Annotated in this window: 21 protein-coding genes; 10 read left to right on the top strand and 11 right to left on the bottom strand. The window is 66.3% G+C overall.

From position 1 onward, the window contains the following. Nucleotides 1–28: 28 nt before the first annotated feature. From AC1U2B_RS22880 to AC1U2B_RS22870, 3 genes are all read right to left on the bottom strand, one after another. Nucleotides 29–667, bottom strand: coding sequence for a VC0807 family protein (locus tag AC1U2B_RS22880; RefSeq protein WP_480218578.1), 639 nt, complete (start codon nucleotides 665–667; stop codon nucleotides 29–31). Between the two features lie 235 nt (nucleotides 668–902). Then, a complete protein-coding gene (locus AC1U2B_RS22875) occupies nucleotides 903–1,382 on the bottom strand; it encodes a nucleoside deaminase (RefSeq protein WP_480218577.1) in 480 nt (159 codons plus the stop codon). Between the two features lie 18 nt (nucleotides 1,383–1,400). Further along, nucleotides 1,401–2,093, bottom strand: coding sequence for a LuxR C-terminal-related transcriptional regulator (locus tag AC1U2B_RS22870; RefSeq protein ID WP_480218576.1), 693 nt, complete (start codon nucleotides 2,091–2,093; stop codon nucleotides 1,401–1,403). 505 nt (nucleotides 2,094–2,598) lie between these two features. Here AC1U2B_RS22870 and AC1U2B_RS22865 point away from each other — a divergent pair. Genes AC1U2B_RS22865 through AC1U2B_RS22855 form a run of 3 tightly spaced genes read left to right on the top strand, consistent with a single transcriptional unit; the run spans nucleotide 2,599 to nucleotide 4,708 of the window. Further along, nucleotides 2,599–3,222 carry a PaaI family thioesterase gene (locus tag AC1U2B_RS22865; protein WP_418001729.1) on the top strand — a complete coding sequence of 208 codons (624 nt, stop codon included), beginning with the start codon at nucleotides 2,599–2,601 and terminating at the stop codon, nucleotides 3,220–3,222. 11 nt (nucleotides 3,223–3,233) lie between these two features. Next, on the top strand, nucleotides 3,234–3,941 hold the full coding sequence (locus tag AC1U2B_RS22860) for an EthD domain-containing protein (RefSeq protein ID WP_480218575.1): 708 nt from the start codon (nucleotides 3,234–3,236) through the stop codon (nucleotides 3,939–3,941). Beyond that, on the top strand, nucleotides 3,938–4,708 hold the full coding sequence (locus AC1U2B_RS22855) for an enoyl-CoA hydratase/isomerase family protein (RefSeq protein WP_043392189.1): 771 nt from the start codon (nucleotides 3,938–3,940) through the stop codon (nucleotides 4,706–4,708). Before AC1U2B_RS22860 ends, AC1U2B_RS22855 begins: the two co-directional genes overlap by 4 nt. A gap of 13 nt (nucleotides 4,709–4,721) precedes the next feature. Here the strand turns inward: AC1U2B_RS22855 and AC1U2B_RS22850 are convergent, their stop codons facing one another. Together AC1U2B_RS22850 and AC1U2B_RS22845 are read right to left on the bottom strand one after the other, a co-directional pair. Continuing rightward, nucleotides 4,722–4,910 (bottom strand): (2Fe-2S)-binding protein, encoded by a 189-nt coding sequence (locus AC1U2B_RS22850; RefSeq protein ID WP_043392187.1) that lies wholly within the window; start codon nucleotides 4,908–4,910, stop codon nucleotides 4,722–4,724. Then, nucleotides 4,910–5,557 (bottom strand): fatty-acid--CoA ligase, encoded by a 648-nt coding sequence (locus tag AC1U2B_RS22845; RefSeq protein ID WP_071286973.1) that lies wholly within the window; start codon nucleotides 5,555–5,557, stop codon nucleotides 4,910–4,912. The genes AC1U2B_RS22850 and AC1U2B_RS22845 overlap by 1 nt, the downstream gene beginning before the upstream one ends. Nucleotides 5,558–5,828: 271 nt before the next feature. Here AC1U2B_RS22845 and bfr point away from each other — a divergent pair, with 271 nt between their 5' ends. Both bfr and AC1U2B_RS22835 read left to right on the top strand, forming a co-directional pair. Further along, nucleotides 5,829–6,308 (top strand): bacterioferritin, encoded by a 480-nt coding sequence (gene bfr / locus AC1U2B_RS22840; protein ID WP_043392183.1) that lies wholly within the window; start codon nucleotides 5,829–5,831, stop codon nucleotides 6,306–6,308. 114 nt (nucleotides 6,309–6,422) lie between these two features. Continuing rightward, nucleotides 6,423–6,905, top strand: a complete 483-nt coding sequence (locus tag AC1U2B_RS22835; RefSeq protein WP_043392181.1) for a carboxymuconolactone decarboxylase family protein — start codon at nucleotides 6,423–6,425, stop codon at nucleotides 6,903–6,905. A 72-nt stretch (nucleotides 6,906–6,977) separates the two neighbouring features. Here the strand turns inward: AC1U2B_RS22835 and AC1U2B_RS22830 are convergent, their stop codons facing one another. Both AC1U2B_RS22830 and AC1U2B_RS22825 read right to left on the bottom strand, forming a co-directional pair. After that, nucleotides 6,978–7,421, bottom strand: a complete 444-nt coding sequence (locus tag AC1U2B_RS22830; protein ID WP_260938534.1) for a nuclear transport factor 2 family protein — start codon at nucleotides 7,419–7,421, stop codon at nucleotides 6,978–6,980. Then, nucleotides 7,411–9,210 carry an N-acyl-D-amino-acid deacylase family protein gene (locus AC1U2B_RS22825; protein ID WP_480218574.1) on the bottom strand — a complete coding sequence of 600 codons (1,800 nt, stop codon included), beginning with the start codon at nucleotides 9,208–9,210 and terminating at the stop codon, nucleotides 7,411–7,413. The genes AC1U2B_RS22830 and AC1U2B_RS22825 overlap by 11 nt, the downstream gene beginning before the upstream one ends. A 123-nt stretch (nucleotides 9,211–9,333) precedes the next feature. Between AC1U2B_RS22825 and AC1U2B_RS22820 the strand changes: the two genes are divergently transcribed. Continuing rightward, nucleotides 9,334–10,242, top strand: a complete 909-nt coding sequence (locus AC1U2B_RS22820) for a dienelactone hydrolase family protein (protein ID WP_480218573.1) — start codon at nucleotides 9,334–9,336, stop codon at nucleotides 10,240–10,242. Next, nucleotides 10,239–10,622, top strand: coding sequence for a cupredoxin domain-containing protein (locus AC1U2B_RS22815; protein WP_480218572.1), 384 nt, complete (start codon nucleotides 10,239–10,241; stop codon nucleotides 10,620–10,622). Before AC1U2B_RS22820 ends, AC1U2B_RS22815 begins: the two co-directional genes overlap by 4 nt. Nucleotide 10,623: 1 nt before the next feature. Here the strand turns inward: AC1U2B_RS22815 and AC1U2B_RS22810 are convergent, their stop codons facing one another. Then, nucleotides 10,624–11,907 (bottom strand): cytochrome P450, encoded by a 1,284-nt coding sequence (locus tag AC1U2B_RS22810; RefSeq protein WP_043392168.1) that lies wholly within the window; start codon nucleotides 11,905–11,907, stop codon nucleotides 10,624–10,626. 81 nt (nucleotides 11,908–11,988) lie between these two features. On the opposite strand from AC1U2B_RS22810, the gene AC1U2B_RS22805 reads away from it, so the two are divergent. Further along, nucleotides 11,989–13,917, top strand: a complete 1,929-nt coding sequence (locus tag AC1U2B_RS22805; protein WP_480218571.1) for a flavin-containing monooxygenase — start codon at nucleotides 11,989–11,991, stop codon at nucleotides 13,915–13,917. Nucleotides 13,918–13,929: 12 nt separating this feature from the next. Here the strand turns inward: AC1U2B_RS22805 and AC1U2B_RS22800 are convergent, their stop codons facing one another. Both AC1U2B_RS22800 and AC1U2B_RS22795 read right to left on the bottom strand, forming a co-directional pair. Beyond that, the gene (locus tag AC1U2B_RS22800; protein ID WP_480218570.1) at nucleotides 13,930–14,346 is read right to left on the bottom strand and encodes a DUF6188 family protein; all 417 of its coding nucleotides are present in this window, start codon (nucleotides 14,344–14,346) and stop codon (nucleotides 13,930–13,932) included. 80 nt (nucleotides 14,347–14,426) lie between these two features. Beyond that, nucleotides 14,427–14,636 (bottom strand): hypothetical protein, encoded by a 210-nt coding sequence (locus AC1U2B_RS22795; RefSeq protein ID WP_480218569.1) that lies wholly within the window; start codon nucleotides 14,634–14,636, stop codon nucleotides 14,427–14,429. Nucleotides 14,637–15,000: 364 nt separating this feature from the next. On the opposite strand from AC1U2B_RS22795, the gene AC1U2B_RS22790 reads away from it, so the two are divergent. Both AC1U2B_RS22790 and AC1U2B_RS22785 read left to right on the top strand, forming a co-directional pair. After that, nucleotides 15,001–16,293 carry a DUF7159 family protein gene (locus AC1U2B_RS22790; RefSeq protein ID WP_480218568.1) on the top strand — a complete coding sequence of 431 codons (1,293 nt, stop codon included), beginning with the start codon at nucleotides 15,001–15,003 and terminating at the stop codon, nucleotides 16,291–16,293. A 160-nt stretch (nucleotides 16,294–16,453) separates the two neighbouring features. Next, nucleotides 16,454–17,161 carry a L,D-transpeptidase gene (locus AC1U2B_RS22785; RefSeq protein ID WP_480218609.1) on the top strand — a complete coding sequence of 236 codons (708 nt, stop codon included), beginning with the start codon at nucleotides 16,454–16,456 and terminating at the stop codon, nucleotides 17,159–17,161. Here AC1U2B_RS22785 and AC1U2B_RS22780 read toward each other — a convergent pair. Continuing rightward, a complete protein-coding gene (locus AC1U2B_RS22780; RefSeq protein ID WP_480218608.1) occupies nucleotides 17,151–17,894 on the bottom strand; it encodes a helix-turn-helix domain-containing protein in 744 nt (247 codons plus the stop codon). The two genes, AC1U2B_RS22785 and AC1U2B_RS22780, sit on opposite strands and share 11 nt — an antisense overlap. Nucleotides 17,895–18,009: the final 115 nt, after the last annotated feature.

The raw sequence follows: 18,009 nt of genomic DNA, 5'->3' as shown, positions 1-18,009 counted from the left end.
CGTACCTCCAAAGTTGAATCTCCTGCGCTCAACCTTTGGGGTCGTCGATTTGTTCCACCTCCGTCGGCACCCGCTGCTCCCGCTGTTCCCACCGGGTCCGGGCCCGCGTGCCGATGACGAATGTCGCCGCCAACAGCACCGCAGTGGTGGCCAGCGAGAACACTGTGGTCACAGCGTTGGCGACGTCCACCGACGTGGCGAAGATCATCGCCACCTGCACTCCGGTCCCGATGATCAATCCGACGCCCCACATCGCTGAGAGCAGAATCTGCACCCGCCGGCGGTAGGCGACCGCAGCCGGGTCGGTGTCTTGTTCACCGGTCTGGACCCGTTCGGCGATGACCTGGGTCAGGGGTGTGCCGACCACGCAACTACCGAGGAAGATCAGCCCGCCGATGCCGCCGACCAGCGTGGTGCCGGCGAGCAGCAGCCGGGCGTCCGACGTACTCAGCCCGACGGCCAGGCTCAGGCCGAAGTTCAACATCAGATAGCCGGCGAAGGGGTCGAGTCGTCTGGCCCGGATGGCGTCATACGCGACCTTGATGCCGGCCACGATGGTTGCGGTCAGCAGGGCGACATACTCCGATGCGCCGGCGGCCCGCAGCCCGTAGTAGGCGGTCAGCGGTGGCGCGATATCGAGCAGGATGCCCCGAAGAATTGGTCGCATCGATGGTGGTTGCGTGGCCTCGCTCGCCTCTGCGGCGACTGTTGGCACTGAATCCGGCACGTCGCCGACAGTAGCCACTGAATCTGGCACATCGCAGAGAACAGGGAGCCTGCCGTCTCGGGGGTAACGGCAGGCTCCCGTACTGAATAGTGAAGCACCCAGGGCGCCGGGTGCTTGCTGTCGATGCCGAAGAGTGACGTCGCAGTTGGCTAACGGTTGTGACTCGGAAGGGGAATCAGCGGCGGAATGCCGTTTCGTACAGCCCCTTCATGGTGTCGGCGAATTCATCGACGGGGCCGTCGATGGGGACGCCGGGCGCGACCACCGAAATGGGCAGTGCCGCAACAGGGGAGGGCGCGACGCCCCACTCACCGAGCCAGCCGCCCAGTTGCTCCGACGACGTCGCGTAGACGATGCGGCCCAGGCCCACCCAGGCATGCGCGGCAGAGCACATGGGGCAGTGCTCGCCGGAGGTGTACGTCACCGCGGCGGCCCGCTGGGCGGGATCGAGATTGGTTGCGGCCCAACGGGCTATCGCGAACTCGGGATGCTGAGTCTGGTCGCCACCGGAGACGCGGTTGCGGTCCTCGAAGACCACGACGCCGTCGGCATCCACCAGCAGCGAGCCGAACGGTTGGTCACCATCGTCCAGCGCTTCGCGGGCCAGCTCGACGCAGCGGTTCAAGTGGCGCAGATCATCGGCGGTGACGGTCATGGGGTGAAGTTTACGGAGTCACAGATCGTCGATGCTGATGATCCGATCCTGGATGGCCCGCGCGACCAGGGCGGCTTTGGTACCGGCCGGGCGGCCGGCGGCGATGTACTTGGCGCGGATGCGCTGCAGGTGCGTGCGCACGGTACTGGGCGCCAGGAACAGCTGCTGGGCGACGAGCTCTTTGCTGTCCGTCCGGAACCACGCCAGCAGTACCTCCTGCTCCCGCGGCGCCAGCACCGGGCGCAGGCAGATATCCCGGTCATCCAGGGCGGCCACCATGCTCGGCCCCAGGTATGGGAACGGGGTGACGGCGGCTCGGATGGCTTTGATGAGGTGCTCCCGGCCCTCGGTCTGCGTCAGGTAGGTCATGGCGCCCGAGTCGATCGCGGTGCGGATCACGTCGCGGTCCGTGAGATGGGAGTACACCACGACGTTGAAACCGCGGTTGGCGAGTTCGCGGACGCCGGCCAGACCCGTCGCTTCGTCCGCGTGCAGTCCGAGCAACACCACCTCCGCATCGCATTCGGGATCGTCTTCGCGAATCGGGTGACTACGCAGGAACTGCCCGGCATCGGTGTAGTGGGCCGTGGTGGTCCCGCAGAGTGCGGCGTCCTCGCGGAGCCAGGCCGCGACGCCCGCATAGACAACCTCGTATGAATCCACGACGGTTACCCGCGAGACCTGACATCCGGCGAACACATCGATCCGCATCGGCCTGAACTCCTTAACAACCGGATCCCCGCAGTATTCGGGATCGCATTGCCGTGTTGCCCATCAGGATTTGCTGAATGCGCGACGACGGCGCCTGTGTTGAGACTCTAATCCGCAGGTATGCCGAAGTACAGTATTCCGCCGGAAGGTACGAATTTTTGGCAAATTTGCCGCGCCGCTATTTGACGATGTGGTAGGCAAACTCTCTAATGGGCAGGTAGACGGGCTCTATGTCGCCCGACGGGATAGTTCCACTGTGGCATGTCCGTCGACTGACGTCGTCGGTCGGCACGCTTGGCCAGGCGGACTGCCGGTCCCACTAAAAGCAGTTAGTCGATGCCGCGATGGCATTTGCTGCTGACAACTTGCGCGGTAGCTGGCGACGCCAGGGCTGGCCTGGCGTCGTGCCCCGCGGGGATCTGCCGTAGTCGTCCGAAATCTGTTGGCGCGCAGGCAATGGGACCCCAACCTCGACAGCCTGATTAGAACGTGTTCTAGTTCAAGGGTGCTCGACGACACATTGCAGAAGCTGAGCGCCGACGAGGTGGCGCGGATGCGGGCCATCTACGAACCCTTGACGCAGTCTGTGCGCGAGCTGATCGATGCCACCATCCGCACGGAGACCGGTGCCGACACCGTCGCGGCGGTCAAGGCCGAGATCGACGCCGCGACCGCCCAGTTGCGCGCCGACCAGCTCGAGGGCTCGTTCGGTATCCGATTCGGAGCGCAAGGCAGTGAAATGCCGTGGGGTAACGCGGTGATCGGCGTGCGCAATCCGATCGCCCCGCCGGTGGTCCTGATCCGGGCCGAGGACGGCAGTGTGTCGGCCGACTTCCATCTGGGTGCCGCGTACGAAGGTCCGCCGGGCCACGTGCACGGCGGGGTGTCGGCCATGATTCTCGACCATGTGCTCGGCGAGGGCGCGAGCTTGCCTGGCCGGCCGCGGCTGACCGGCACGCTCACGATGCGCTACCGGCGCATGACGCGCCTCGGCGATCTGCACACCGAGGCCCGCATCGTCCGAACCGAGGGCGTCAAGACCTATGCCGTCGGGCACATCTCCGATGCCGAGGGCATCACGGTCGAGGCCGAGGGCGTGTTCATCACTCCGCGCTGGGCGCGGGACTGACGGGAGATTCGATGGAGAAGGTCATGGTCACGCTGCGGCGTGACGCCGCGGACGACGCCTGGTGTGAACGCCTGCGCACCGAGGTCGCCGACGAGTTGCTGGCGCTGGGTGTGCCCGGGTTGGCGGTCAACGTGAAAGACGTTGCAGTACGCGATTCTCTGATGTTGCTGACCACGCTCGACCCGCCGGTCGTCGCTGTGCTCAGCGTGTGGACGCAGCAGTACTACGGCGCGCAGATGACCGCGGTACTGGAACGACTGCGCGCCGAATGCACCGAGCTGGCCGCATATCTGGTCACCGAATCGGTTCCGATGGCCGGCCCGGCAATCGTTCTCGGCGAGCGCACCACGGGTCTGGCGAACGTCGCGCTGCTGCGCCGCCCGGATGGGATGGATGAGCGAGAGTGGTTCCGCCGCTGGCACATTGACCACACACAGATCGCCATCGACACGCAATCCACGTTCGGCTACACGCAAAACGCCGTGGTCCGTTCGCTGACGCCCGACGCCCCGCAACTCGGCGCCATCGTCGAGGAGTTGTTCCCCATCGAGGCGACCGCGAGCCTGCACGCATTCTTCGGCGCCGCCGACGATGCCGACCTGGCCGACCGCGCAGCCAAGATGACCGCCAGCACGTCGGCCTTCGGCGCCAACGTCAACGTGGACACCGTGCCCACCAGTCGCTACGTCATGCGAAACCCGTTTGGAGACAAGCTGTGACCGACCCCGCCGCGCTCGTTCAGATCGACGACACCAACCGGGTCCGCACCCTGACCCTGAACCGGCCCGACGCACTCAACGCGTTCAGCGAGGCGCTGTACGACGCCACCACGATCGCACTGAAGGAAGCCGCGGCAGATCCGGACGTCTCCGTCGTGCTGCTCACCGGCGCCGGACGGGCTTTCAGCGCCGGCAACGACCTCGTCGAGATGCAGGCGATGGTCACCAACCCCGAATATCAGATGGGGGAGTACGGCTTTCCCGGTCTGATCGAGGCGCTGACGGCATTCCCCAAACCGTTGATCTGCGCGGTGAACGGGGTCGGTCTGGGTATCGGCACCACCATCCTCGGCTATGCCGATCTGGCGTTCATGTCGACGACCGCGCGGCTCAAATGCCCGTTCACCAGTCTCGGGGTGGCGTCGGAGGCGGCGTCGTCATACCTGCTGCCGCGATTGATGGGACGGCAGAACGCCGCCTGGCTGCTGCTGTCCTCGGAGTGGGTGAGCGCCGACGAAGCCCTGCGCATGGGCCTGGTGTGGCGGGTCTGCGAACCGGACGACCTGCTGCCGGAGGCGCGCCGCCACGCGGAAATCATTGCCTCGCGGCCGCTTTCGAGTCTGATGGCCGTCAAACATGCGATGGTCGAGCCGACGCGTGCGGCGATCGTCGCGGCGACGCAGCGCGAGTCCGGTCAGTTCGCCGAGTTGCTGGGTGGTTCCGCCAACGCCGATGCGTTGAGCGCGTTCGTGGGGCGGAAGGGCTAGCCGGCCACCCGACCTAGCCGGCTTTGTGTACCGGGCAGTCGGTGCGAGCCGATTCGATGATGGCCCGCACGGTGCGGCGACAGCGGCCGCAGTCCAGGCCGGCGCCGCATTTCTCGGCGATCTGCTTTGACGTGGTCGCGCCACCGGCGACGAGTTCGGTGACGACCTGGCTGGTCACTCCGGTACACAGACAGACGAACATCAGTTGGCCGCCTCGTCGGCGGCGTCGATAGACGTGATGTGGGCCAGGGTGCCGACGAAAACCGATGGATAGACGCCGAATCCAGCGGCGGACATCCACTCGGCGGCGGCATCGGGGTGATCGATCCAGCGGCGGGCGGCGGCTTCGCTCTCGATCTGCTGCAGGATCAGCACCTCGTGGCCGTCGTCGAAGGCCCGGTACACCCAGACCTTGCACACGCCGGCTTCCCGGAACCGTCCGGCGGCGTCGTGCACCTTGTCCATCAGGGCGGGCACGTCCTCGACCGCGGTGACGACACCGACGACGACGGACGCGACGGCATGCTCGCCCGGTGGCGGTTCGGCCAGGTCGATCTTCTCGACCACCTCACCGGCGAAAATCGCGGGAATGTCGTCCACGCCGGAGGCGTCGAAAAATCCGAATATCGCCGGCGACCGCAACACCTCGCGGACGGAATTCGCGTTATGGATGCCGACGGTGGCCAATACCCGTCCCGGTTCCCAGAGCGAGGAATATACGACGACGTGGTGTGCGGAGAGTTCGCTCAGAATTGATCGCTGCGATTTCAGTCGCGTCCACATCGATTCCACGTCGTCGACGCGATAATCGGCGGCCAGAATGAGCGAGTGCAACGGCTGCTCGCTCATCGGTGCTCCCATTCCGGGGGTCGCTCGGTACCGCGGACGGGCGCCGCGGCGGTTAGTGCAGTCTAACCTTACTTAGGGCAGCCAGTCCATAGCCGCTGGCCAGCGGCAGAGCCGCGAATCCGGAAACCTCGAGTGCGGGTGAAATCCGGGCGGGAAACACTCTCCGATCCTGTCGCCGGCGGCGAGTCACTGCACTAGGTTTGGAGGCGGCACGTTGTTGTTCCGCGCCAGTGACACTTGACCCAGCCCCGATGGTGTTTTAGGAGCCGAAATGCAAGGCGACCCCGAAATCCTCAAATTGCTCAACGAGCAATTGACCAGCGAACTGACCGCGATCAACCAATACTTCCTGCATTCGAAAATGCAGGACAATTGGGGGTTTACCGAACTGGCGAAGCACACCCGCGAAGAGTCCTTCGAGGAAATGCGCCACGCGGAAACGCTCACTGACCGCATTCTGCTGCTGGACGGGCTGCCCAATTACCAGCGGTTGTTCTCACTGCGCGTAGGCCAGACCCTGCGCGAGCAGTTCGAGGCCGACCTCGCCATCGAGTACGAGGTGGTCACCCGGTTGAAGCCGGGCATCATCCTGTGCCGCGAGAAGGGCGACGCCACCAGTGCGAACATCTTCGAGGCGATCCTCGCCGACGAGGAAGGCCACATCGACTACCTGGAAACGCAGTTGGAGTTGATGGACAAGCTCGGCGAGCAGCTCTACGCGGCACAGTGCGTGTCGCGTCCGCCGTCGTAGCAGATTTCACGAACACGGCCCCGCCCTTCTCGGGTGGGGCCGTTGTCGTTGGTGCGCCGGATTCATCGCACAAAAAACTAGAACTTGTTTCAGTTTTGGCGTAGCGTTCGAAAAGTGAGCCGAATCGGAGATTTCACCGACGAAGACGTGACCGCCTGGGTGCTCAAGTCGCCCGACATCGGCACGGCCATGGCGGGTTTTACCAACGCCGTCTACACCAAGGGGCGCTTGCCATTACGGGTTCGTGAGCTGGCCCGCGTGGTCATCGCACTCGACAACGAGTGCGTCGTGTGCCAGAACACCCGCGATTCGGCTGCCGAGGCGGCCGGTGTCGACGAAGACCTCTACAACCATGCCGGCGTGTGGCAGACCTGGCCGGGCTACTCCGAGCAGGAGCGCATCGCCGCCGAGTTCGCCTACCGCTTCGCGTCCGACCACACCGGGCTGCGTGACGACGAGGACTTCTGGGCCCGCGCCGCAGAACATTTCAGCGACGAGCTGCTGACCGACCTGGCGCTGTCGTGTGCCATGTGGCTCGGCATGGGCCGCATGCTGCGCACCCTCGACATCGGTCAGGCCTGCAAGATCACCCTCTGAGGAGTCCCGCCCACTGGCCAGTTGCAGCACGCAATTCTCGGAATTTCGTGTCGCAACTGGCCATTCGGCGTACTAGACCAAGTCTGTCGCGTCGAAGATCCACGACATGTCAGCGGTGGCGAAGTTCTCCAGCCAGGACGGTGGGGCGAAGTTCGACAGCGCGCCCATGTCCCAGTAGTCCTTCCACAGCGTCACCTTGCCGTTCTCGACGCGGTGCACGGTGACGAACTTGAGCACCGCGGATTCCCCGGTCTCCCAATGCCATTCCTCGTGATGCTCGTACATGGCATCGGCGCCGTCGGTCAGCAGCAGACCGTCGAAGTTCTCATATGAGGCCAGCGGCTCCAGCCCGATCTTCAGGCGTTTGACGATGTCCTCCGGCCCCCGCGCGGCGGCGGCCGGGCCCACCGGCATGTCCAGGTAGATGCAGTCGTCGGACACGAAGTCCTTCAGCCGCTCCCAATCCCGCGCTGACAGCGCCTGCCACAAACCGTGGACCGTATCCTCAACCGACACTGGCGAACTCACCTTCCTTGGCGATGGGCAGAGCTGGGGTCTGACGGGCGAACCGCAGGAATCGGCCGGTGCGGGTGGCGCCGACCAGATCGGTCGGCACGCCGTCGCGGACCACCTGTTGCCCGCCGACGAACACCGCGGGGACGGCCGCGTCGTTGCGGTTGACCATGCGGGAGAGGCCGCCGTACTGCTCGACGGGGCCTTCGGCGTACGCGTCGAGCGAATCGTCCAGGCGCTCCGGGTCGATGACGACCAGGTCGGCCCGGTCTCCGACCCGCAGGTGTCCGGCATCGAGGCGGTACCAGTCGGCGAGCTCACCGGTCAGCCGGTGCACGGCCTGCTCGACGGTCAGGAAGGGGGTGCCGGCGCGCTCGGCATCGCGCACGTGGCGCAGCAGCCGCAGGCCCATGTTGTAGAACGCCATGTTCCGCAGGTGCGCGCCGGCATCGGAGAAGCCCAGCTGGATGCCGGGATCGCGGGCCAGCTTCTTGAGCACCTCGGGGCGATGGTTGGAAATCGTGGTGCGCCAACGTACTTCGCGGCCGTATTCGAGCACCAGATCCAGGAAGGCATCCACCGGATGCAGTCCGCGGTCGACGCCGACCTGGCCGAAGGTCTTGCCGATCAGGGACTCGTCGGGGCAGCCGACGATCTCGGCGTCGAAGAAGTCGCGGTGCCAGACCCGGACGCCGAACTTGTTCTCGTAGTCCTTGCGGAACTGGCGGCGGTACTCGTCATCGCGCATCAGATCATTGCGCTCGACCTCGTCGCGCAGGTGCAGAGCCGCTGCGCCGGAACCGAATTCCTCGAACACCACCAGGTCGATGCCGTCGGCGTACACCTCGAACGGTACCGGCAGGTGCTGCCACCGGAAGTTACCGCCGAGCTTGTTCACCAGCCGGGCCACCGGCCCCATGATGGTGATGGCGTAGGGGTTGGCCTTGATGTCGGCCGCCGACAGCAGGCTGGTCTTGAGGTTCTCGCGGAACAGGCCGAGCGACTGGGCCAACTGAGACAACAGGTTCAGTGGGTTCTCCAGATCTGGGCCCGACTGCAGGATTCGACCCGAGCGACGCAGCTGCGTCTTGAGCCGGCGCAGCTCGCGCGCCTTGGCGTAGGTGGAGGGCAGCGTGCGGGACCGGCAGGTGTCGCCGTCGATCTTGTCGAAAAGCAGTTGCTGCGAAGACAATCCGACGAACCCGGCCTGCAGTGCCGCCGCGAGCATCTGCTCCATCTCGGCCTGCTCACTTCGGGTGGGGCGGACGTCCTTGCGGGTGGCGCGGTCGAGACCCATGACGGCGGTGCGCATGTCTGAGTGGCCGATGAACGCGGCGACGTTCGGGCCAAGGGGCCGGTCCTCGAGCGCGGTGACGTAACCCTCTGCGGTGTCCCAGGTCTTGTTGTCGTCGACGGCGGCGATGACGTGATCGCGCGGGATGGCCTCGACCCGGCCGAACAGGTCACCGGCGTCTTCGCCGCCGACGTGCACCGTCGAGAGCGAGCACGAGCCGAGCATCACGGTGGTCACGCCGTGCCGCAGTGACTCGGCCAGGCCGGGGCCGGCCAGCACCTCGACGTCGTAGTGCGTGTGGATGTCCAGCAGGCCGGGTGTCACCCATTTGCCGGTGGCGTCGACGACGTTCGCGCATCCGGTGGCATCCAGATCTGCGCCGATCGCCACGACGTGCCCGTCGCGGATTCCGATGTCCCGGACGGCAGAAGGCGCGCCGGTTCCGTCGAACCAACGGCCGTTGCGGATGATCGTGTCGAACGTCGTTGCAGAGGTCACCTAACTATAGAAGCGTGCCGGTCAGGCCCATGTCAATGAAAAAGTGAACACTTTCTTGAAAATGTCTACTCGTCCTGGGGAAACCTGGGACGACGCTCAGGATCAGGGCGGATACTGGCTCGGGTGACCCCCTTGCAGCGGTACATCGCCGAGGAAATCGCCACCGATCACGTCGACGGGTTGCTGTCCCGCCGCGAAGCTATGCGCCGGCTCGCGCTGTTGGGCGTGGGCACCGCCGCCGCGACCGCATTGATCGCCGCGTGCGGCGAGAGTCGAGAGCCGACCGCGTCGACGACATCGAAGCCGTCCGCCGCGGCGTCGATCGAGCCCGGGCCGCCGCCCGGCATGGAGAACGCGGTTCAGCCCGCACCGATCACCTGGGCCGACGGCAAGATGCAGGGGTCGTGGGCCGCAGCCGCCCAGCCCCGCGGCGCGGTGCTGGTGATCCACGAGAACAAGGGCCTCACTGATTGGGTGCGGTCGGTCGTCGGCCGCTTCGGCGGCAGCGGGTACTCGGCGCTGGGTATCGATCTGCTGTCGGCGCAAGGCGGCACCGCGGCATTCAAAGACCCCGCCGAGGCGACCGCGGCACTCGGCAAGATTCCGCCGGACCAGTTCATCGCCGACCTGCGTTCCGGGCTCGACGAACTGCAGCGCCGGGCGCCCGGCATGAAACTCGCGATGATCGGCTTCTGCTTCGGCGGTGGCCTCACCTGGCAGCTCCTGGCCGCCGGCGAGCCGCGGCTGGCGGCGGCGTTGCCGTTCTACGGGCCGTTGCCGGATCCGCACGACTTCGCCGGCTCGAAACAGGCTGCGGTGCTGGCGTTTTACGGCGCGAAGGACGAACGGGTGACGGCCGGCAAAGATGCCGCGGCAGCCGCACTGGAGCAGGCCGGCATGGTTCATCAGATCGTCGTGGAGCCCGACGCCGATCATGCCTTCTTCAACGACTCGGGTCCGCGGTACAACGCCGCGGCGGCCGCCGATGCCTGGAAGCAGACGCAGTCCTGGGTGGAGAGGTACCTGTCATGAGGACGGCACGTTTACCGGCGGCGGTCGTGGCGCTGGCGCTGGTGACCGGGGCGGCTGCGGGGTGTGGGGCGCCGACGCCGGCACCGAACAGCGCCCCGTCGACCAGAGGCGCGCCGATGACCGGCCCGGTAGACGGTCCGGCGATCACCATCACCGCGCTCAACTTCGGCGACCCGCTCACCGTGCCGCCCGGCGCGCAGATCACCGTCCTGAACAGCGACGACGTCGCCCATACGGTGACGTCAAAGGTCAAGGGGCAGTTCGACGTCAAGGTCGGCGGCAACGCGCAGGCCACCTTTGCCGCGCCCACGACGCCGGGACGGTACCCCTACTACTGCGTGTACCACCCCGGGATGGTCGGTGTGCTGATCGTCCAGTAGATCAGCGGGGAGGCGTCCAACTGACCGGCAGGCGCTTGATGCCGTGGATGAACTGCGACCACAGCCGGTCGGGCTCGTCGGTGGCGGTCAGGTCCGGCACGCGGCGGTGGATCTCTTCGAACGCGACCGCGATCTCGCGGCGGGCCAGGTTCGCGCCCAGGCAGAAGTGTGCGCCTCCGCCGCCAAAGCCCAGGTGCGGGTTGGGATTCCGGTGCACATCGAACAGCCACGGCCGGTCGAACTTCGCCTCGTCCCGGTTGGCTGAGCCGTACCACAACGTAACCTTCTGCCCGGCTTCCATTTTCACGCCGCTCAGCTCGAAGTCCTGGGTCAGGGTCCGGCGCATATAGACCACAGGGGAGGCCCAGCGGATGATCTCCTCGACGGCGGTGGGTGCCACCGCGTCGTAGTCGGCCCACCATTGGTCGCGCTGCTCGGGGAACCGGCTGAGCGTCAGCACCCCGTGGCTGATCGCGTTACGCGTGGTCTCGTTGCCCGCGACCACCAGCAGGATGAAGAACGACGCCACCTCGCTCGACGTCAGCCGTTCGCCGTCGACTTCGGCCTGCACCAGGGCAGTGGTCAGGTCCTCGTGGGGGTTGACGCGGCGATCATCGGCCAGGGCGGTGGCGTACCCGCCGATGTCCATGGCGCACCGGAAGAACTCCTCGTAATCGGTGGTCAGGTCGGGATCGCCGAAGCCGAGAATGATGTTGGTCCAGTGGAAGATCCGTTCGTGATCCTGCTCCGGAATGCCCATCATGTCGCAGATGATCTGCAGCGGCAGAGGACCGGCCAGGTCGGCCACGATGTCGCCATGGCCGTCCGGGTGGCGTTCGATCATGGACTCGACCAGGCTGCGCGCGCGGTGGCGCACCGACTCCTCCGTCCGCGCCACCACTTTCGGGGTGAACGCGCTGCGCACGATGTTGCGCAGCCGGGTGTGCCGCGGGTCGTCCATCACGATCATCGAGCCGAAATACTCGGCCAGTTCGGATGTCTGCTCGGGGATCGTGATGCCGTCCGCGGAGCTGAAGATGTGAGGGTGGCGACTGGCGAAGAAGACGTCGTCGTAGCGCGTCAACGCCCAGTGTCCGGGGCCGGGTTCGAACCCCTCCTGGGTGAGTTCGGCGTGGAAGGAGATGGGCGCTTCGCGGCGCAGCGTGGCGAACGCACCGTCGCGGAACCCGTCGCGGCGGCCCCAGAACTTGATCGAACTCAGGTCGATGTCGGACAGTGCGAGGTCCTGCGGCGGTGCGCCGTTGTCGAGTAGAGCAATGGCCATCTTCGGACTGTAAGGCCCGGTCGGGCTGTACCGCGGCAGAATCGGCTGCGAAGAATCAGCGGAACGTGGTAGTTCCTTGTGGTGCGTAACCCACATGCAGGACAACCATTTACGACCTCCGACGAGGACATCGCCCGTGCCCTGATGGACGTCAGCATCCCCACACTGATGCTGTCGCTGGTACACATGTCCGGCGATCCCGAGCTGATCCGCGGTGCGCTGCGCCCTGCCGGACTGTTCCTCAACGAGGTCCAGGGCTACATGTCCGAGGACGACAAGGCAGCGGTTCGCACCCTGGCCCTGAAGGTGATCGCCGACTACCGCGACCGCGGCTGCCCGGAGCCGGAGCCCATCGGCGCCGAGCTGCTCAAGGAGATGATGGAGTGGCTGGTCTGCGAACCGGTGCCCGACGAGTACGTGCCGATGGTGCTGGAGGAGATGGAGCTCGACGGGCGGGATGTGCGGGCCGGTGCGGCCGGACGTGACGCCGAATCGGCCGCGGATTTTCCGGTGCTTGTCATCGGCTGCGGCGAATCCGGACTGCTCGCCGGTATCCGCTTGAAAGAGGCGGGGATTCCGTTCACCATCATCGAACGCGGTGCCGGTGTCGGCGGCACCTGGTGGCACAACAGCTATCCCGGCGCCCGGGTCGATGTGGGAAATCACTTCTACTGCTACAGCTTTGAACCCAGCGACCACTGGACGCAGTTCTTCGCCGAACAACCTGAACTGCAGGCCTATTTCGAACGCATCCTGGACAAGTACGGAATCCGCCCACACATCCGGTTCGAAACCGAGGTCACCGGCGCGACGTGGGACGAAACGACCGCGACGTGGCAGGTGGTGGTGCGCACGCCGGACGGGACGGCCGAGACGGTGTCGGCACGGGCGGTGATCAGCGCCGTCGGGCAACTCAATCGTCCTTACCTGCCGTCGATCTCGGGGCAGGACGACTTCGCCGGTCCGTCGTTCCACTCGGCGCAGTGGGATCACGACGTCGACCTCACCGGCAAGCATGTCGCGATGGTCGGCGCCGGCGCCAGCGGCTTCCAGATCGCGCCGTCGATCGCCGGGAAAGTCGCTTCGCTCAACATCTTTCAGCGCACCGCGCAATGGATGTTCCCCAACCCCAACTACCACGCCATGGTCGGCGACGGCGTCAAGTGGGCGCTGAAGCACCTGCCGTTCTACGGCCGCTGGTACCGCTTCCTGCTGTTCTGGCCCGGTTGCGACAAGGGCCTGGCCGCGGCCCGCGTCGATCCGGACTATCCCGATCAGCAACGCGCGGTCAGCGAGATCAACGACGTCACGCGAATCATGTTCACCGAGTGGATCAAAGGCCAGATCGGTGACAACCCGGACCTGCTGGCCAAGGTCATCCCGGACTACCCGGCGACCGGCAAACGGACGTTGCAGGACAACGGCAGCTGGCTCCAGACGCTCACGCAGGATCACGTCGAGCTGATCCGGACCCCCATCGCGCGTATCGAACCCGACGCCGTCGTGACGGCCGACGATCGGCGGCATCCCGCTGATGTGATCGTCTACGCCACCGGCTTTCACGCCGGAAAGGTGCTGTGGCCCATGACCATCGTCGGCCGCGAGGGCCGTGTGCTGGGCGAACAGTGGGGTGAACGGCCGACCGCGTATCTCGGCATCACCGTCCCGGGATTCCCGAACTTCTTCTGTATGTACGGGCCCGGCACCAATCTCGCCAGTGGCGGCAGCCTGATCTTCCATTCGGAATGCCAGATGCGTTACATCTCAGAATGTTTGGACCTGTTGCTGACCGGCCACGGGAACTGGATGGAACCGCGGCCCGAGCGGCTGGATGACTGGGTGCAGCGCAGCCAGGCCGAGATTCGGACCATGGTGTGGTCGCAGCCGTCCGTGCGGCACTCGTTCTACAAGAACGCCGACGGCGACATCTACACGCTCAGCCCGTGGCGCCTGGTCGACTACTGGACCTGGACGCGAAATGCCGACCCGGAGGACTACACCTTCGGGTGAACGGACGCGCGGTCAGCTGTTGACGGATTCGTCGTCCGGCAAGTCGTGCCGGACGACGCGTACCTGCCCGCGCGGCAGGCACGCGGCGTAGCCATGGCGCTTGCCGTAGAGCTCCCAAGAGGTGTGCTCCTGGTCGGTGGGCACGTCGATCCGGTGTCCGTCCGCGAACGCCAGGTGCAGGCTGCCGTTGTCGTCCCATTCGGCGTGCGTGCACTTCTGGCCGGCGAAATCGAACAACGGCCGTTCCTGCTTGCGCACGTCGGCCGGATTGATCGCAACGACTTCCTGCGGGTCGGTCTCGGTGGCCGGCAGGGTCAGTGCCAGGGGCGCCGAGATGACGAGCTCGTTGTAGTCCTCCATGTCCAGCACCAGTCCGTCGCGGAAGGAGATCCGCTGCACTGCGCATCCATTTATCCACTGTTCGGTCATAACCCACTGTGTTACGACCTGGCCCGACGCGCAACAACGCGCGACGTCGAGTGGGTCCGGGCGGCCGGGAAGAGTGAGCGCTACCGGTTGACCAGGGGGAATGCCAGCGCGCAGCCCGATTCGATGGAGTGCGTCCAGGCGTCCTGCTCGGCAGCAGCCCGCAGGTGCCGGGGGCGCGCGGTCCAGCCGCAGGTGCACGTCGCATAGGAGCAGCCGAGCCCGCGAACATGTACGCCCACCTCGTCATGCGATACGACGGTGGGTGGGGTGAGGGGCGGTGCCGTCATCATGCTGACCTCCTGGCCGGTCTTCTCGACAATTCTCGCGCCGCCGCATCACAGGAACCAGCAGCGACAGGTCACAACTAGGCCAACGCCGCGCGGTTATTCGGCCGCGGCGGTTCGCTGCCACGCCGACCGGCCGGCGTGAAGATGGCAAATACTGATAACGGTTTGAACACAGGGCGGTCGGAAGCTGGCAAATCATCGCAGGTCGATGGCCTGTGGACGGGTGCCCTGTGGCCCAGGTAACGGGTAAGGTCAGCGGTCAAAGGGTGGCTTTTCTCACCACGATTCCGGATAGTTTTCGCCCGCCCAAGCGCGCGTCATCGCGGATCGTGCGGCGCCACCGTGCGGTTTTGAAGGGGTTGTTTGCGTGGACGCGGTGCTCGGTTTGGCCATGACTCCGTCGTCCATCGGCTTGGTGCTGGTCGAGGGCAATGACGTCGACGGGTTCACCATGGACCACGACGCCGTCGAGATCATGAACTCCGGGGACGCCACCGCTGCCGTGCTGCGCAGCGAGGCGCGGGCGGCGACGCGCGGGTTGCGACTCAAGTCGATCGGACTGACGTGGAGCGACGACGCCGACGTCGAGGCCTCGATGCTGATGCAGTCGCTCTCGGATTCCGGTTTCGACAATGTGGTGCCGGTTCGCTTCCCGGAGGCCAACGAGGCCGTGGCCCGCGGCATCGCGGACGCATTGGGCTGCGGGACGACGGCGGTGTGCACCATCGAGCCGGAATTCGCGATCACCATGATCGTGCATGCGGCCAGCGGCGCCGTCCACACGGCCGTGAACCACTCCATCGGTTCCAGGTCGGTGCTGACCAGCTGGCTCAGCTCCGTTTTCGCCCGCGCGGACTGGCAGCCGGAGGCGCTGGTGGTCATCGGGTCGGCCGGTAACTTCGAGGCGATTCTGCCGGGCCTGCAGGACGCGCTCTCGGTGCCGGTGTTCACCCCGGAAGAAGCAGATTTGGCGCTGGCCCGCGGTGCGGCGCTGGTGTCCGTGCGATCGGGCGAATCCGACCTGTCCGAGCCGTACTTCTTCGGCGACGAGCCCCGTCCGGACGAATGGGCCGGTCAGGATTTCGGCTGGGACCCGACCTTCGACCCGTTCGAGGCCGCCGCTGCGTTCGAGCGCAACGCGGTGGTTCCGGTGGGACGGCATCGGTCGGGCAATTCGTCGCGGTGGCAGCATGTGTCGAGCTCGCCCGCGCTGCCCCTGACCATGCTGGCCGTCGGGTCGACGGCCTTCGTGGCATCCGTGTCGATGGCGGTCACGCTGCAGTTCCTGCCCGCCCATGGCGCCGGGTCGACGTCCGTCACCAAGAGCCCGCGGCCCGCCGCCGCCGAGCAGGCGGTGGCGCCGGTCGAGCCGCCTGCGGTCCACGTGGTGCCCGCCGCCGAGCCTGCTGCCGAGGTGTCGGCACCGGTCGAGGCACCGCTGCCTGACGCACCGATCCTCGAACCGGACCCGGCAGCACATCCCGAGGGCCTGCCGCCCGCCGATGTGCCGCCCGCCGCCACGGACATCCCACCGGCGGAAATGCCGTCGAATTCCGTCGCCGTCGCGGTGCCCGCGGAGGCCCCGGCTCCGGCAGCTCCCGTCGCTCCGGCGCCCACCGATGCGGCCCCGCCGGCCGAGCCCGCCGCACCGCCGCAGTAAACCCTGAGGTCGAACCGCTTCGGCCGGGCCGACGGCGTGCGGCTAACGAAAGTAACGCCGCCGTCGAACTACGATATGTAGTGAACGTATCTCGGACCTGAGGATGGACCCCTTGCCCAAAACTGTGCGTTATGCGCTGGCCGTTGCCGCTTCTGCGGTGATGATGCTGAGCGGCTCCGTGGGTGCTGCTGTCGCGGCGTTGCCCGAGTCCCTTCCGGTCGCCATGATCACGCCAGGCAGTGGTGCCGTGGTCGGTGTCGGGATGCCCGTCACGGTGACCTTCAGCCAGCCGGTCGCGGACCGGGTGCGCGCTGAACGCACCATCGAGTTCTCGTCGCCGAAGATGACGAAGGCGCCCGCCGGTACGTTCGCCTGGCTGGCCGACAACCGCGTGCAGTTCACGCCCAGCACCTACTGGCCTGCGCACTCTTCCATCAAGGTGTCGGTCGGCGGGGTCAAGCAGTCGTTCGAGACCGGGTCGGCCACGTTGGGAGTCGCGAGCATCAGCGGGCACACCTTCACAGTGAGCATCGACGGCCAGGTCGTGAAGACCATGCCGGCATCGATGGGCAAGCCGAAGCACCCGACACCGGTGGGGTCGTTCACGGCGCTGGAGAAGCAGAACCCCGTCGTCATGGATTCGCGGACCATCGGCATCCCGCTCAATGATCCCGAGGGCTACAAGCTGACGGTGTACAGCGCCGTGCGGGTCACCTGGGGTGGCGTCTACGTGCACGGCGCGCCGTGGTCCGTTGGGCAGCAAGGCTATTCGAACGTCAGCCATGGCTGCATCAACCTGAGCGCCGACAACGCGTCCTGGTACTACAACCAGGTGAACATCGGCGACCCGATCATCATCAACTCGTAGACCGCAGCGCCTGCGCCGTCGCGTCGTCGGCGGGCAGGAATGCTTCGATGCTCAATTCCACGGCGGTCAGGTCCAGCGCCGTGCCGAAGGTGGTCACGGTGCTGAGGAAGGTCAGCACCTGGCCGTCCGGGCCGTCGATCTCCAGCGGTACCGCGACGCCGCCGAGATCGGACGATTCGACGTTTCCACCGGGGTAGGCCTCGATCTCGGTCAACAGGTCGTGAAGTTGGGCCGACGCACTGCCGGCCACCTCGCGCCGCAGCCGCCCGATCACGTGGTGGCGCCACTGTCCCAGATTGCGGATCCGGGGTGCCAATCCGTCCGGATGCAGCGAAATGCGAAGGGCGTTGGGCGATTCCAGCAACGAGGGAGCCACCCCCTCGAGCAGCACCACGATGCCGGCATTGCCGGCCACGATGTTCCACAGGTGGTCGACGGCCAGGCACGGGAACGGCTCATACGCGGCGAGCACGCGGTCGATCCCCGTGCGCACCGCGCTCATTTCCGGGTCGTCGAGTGCCCGCTCGGCGTACACGGGCGCGTGCCCGGCAGCCAGCAGCAGCCGGTTCTGTTCTCGCGCAGGGACATTCAGCACACTGCCGAGTTTGAGCACCATGGCCCGGCTCGGCGTCGAACGGCCGGTTTCGATGAAACTGAGATGGCGCGCGGACACGTCGGCCTCGATCGCCAGGTCGAGCTGGCTGATGCGCCGCCGTTGCCGCCACTGCCGCATGAGGGTTCCGAACGGTTGCGGCGAGTGCGGTGGGGCAGCGGTGGCGGCGGTCACGCTCTCCAGTGTCGCGGCTGCACGTCTCGGTGGCGACTACCTGTCAGGTAATTGCGGCAAT

The organism is Mycolicibacterium sp. P4_G11, assembly GCF_056555145.1.
Note: the sequence above shows the minus strand (reverse complement) of the source record. Positions and strands in the feature narration are given on the sequence as shown.